The sequence below is a fragment of the Limnohabitans sp. Bal53 genome, assembly GCF_003063355.1.
Lineage (GTDB): Bacteria > Pseudomonadota > Gammaproteobacteria > Burkholderiales > Burkholderiaceae_C > Limnohabitans_A.
Genome location: NZ_NESH01000024.1, coordinates 1 through 958, shown reverse-complemented (window position 1 = coordinate 958; position 958 = coordinate 1). Strand labels below are relative to the sequence as shown.

The 958-nt window shown below is 58.4% G+C and carries 1 protein-coding gene; it reads right to left on the bottom strand.

Translation table 11 applies throughout. The features are described from left to right. A partial coding sequence (locus tag B9Z50_RS17345; RefSeq protein WP_146183252.1) for a hypothetical protein occupies window positions 1-932 on the bottom strand: 932 nt, incomplete at its 3' end. Between the last annotated feature and the right edge of the window lie 26 nt (window positions 933-958).

The window sequence follows — 958 nt, the reverse complement described above, 5'->3', positions numbered from 1 at the left end:
GCCAAGCCCTGTGGTAATCCAGTACCCAAAGTGACCAGTTGCTGGGGGCCCTTCTCAAAGTTGAAGCTGCCCTGCGCGTGGATGAAGCCGGCGATGTCCATGCGCATGTCCTCAACGGACACGCCCAAGCGTTGATTGCCGTCAAAGTCCAGCGTGATGAGCTGGTCAATGCGCGCGCCTAAGTCGTCTAGCAAGAAGCCTTGCGCGTTGACCCGCTGGCCCAAACTGTCGGTGTAGTAGCCCAGGGCTTCGTCTTCTACAGCGTATTCGCTGGTGTCTTCGTCTTCGCTCTTGAGGTAGGCACCGGTCTTGATGCCCAGGCCCGCAGCGGTGCCCGCCTCGTCATCAGCAGGGAAACTCGCCGCCCAGTCAATGACGGCAGGCCCCATCTCCAAAGGCGTACCAGGGAACCAGTTCGCATCGTTATCGTTTAAGCGCAGCTCTAGGTTCTTGGCCTCAACGTTGAGGATCTCGCCTCCACCAACAAAGGCAGCACTCTGCGCGTTGAGCTTGGCAGCGTAAAAGCCGTCCAGTGCGCCTAGGAACGGCGCCTTGAGCACAGCAGGCAAGGTGGTTTGCATGTTGGCGTAGGCAAAGTCCACCCCCTCAAACGCGAAGCCAAACAGGCCTGAGGTCTCACTCCATTTGTCTTGATCAAAGTCTGGGCTGCCGTAGCCCACGAACACGTTGATGTCGCTTGCCCCAAAGTACGACACGGCCACGTCCCAACCCGTAATCGTGCCTAAGTTCTCTGAGAGCTGCGCGCCCGTGCTCACATTGAGCATGTTATTCAGCACGGGCTGCGCGAACTGGGAATACAAAGCTGAGTTAGCCAAGCCCTGTGGTAATCCAGTACCCAAAGTGACCAGTTGCTGGGGGCCCTTCTCAAAGTTGAAGCTGCCCTGCGCGTGGATGAAGCCGGCGATGTCCATGCGCATGTCCTCAACGGACACGCCCA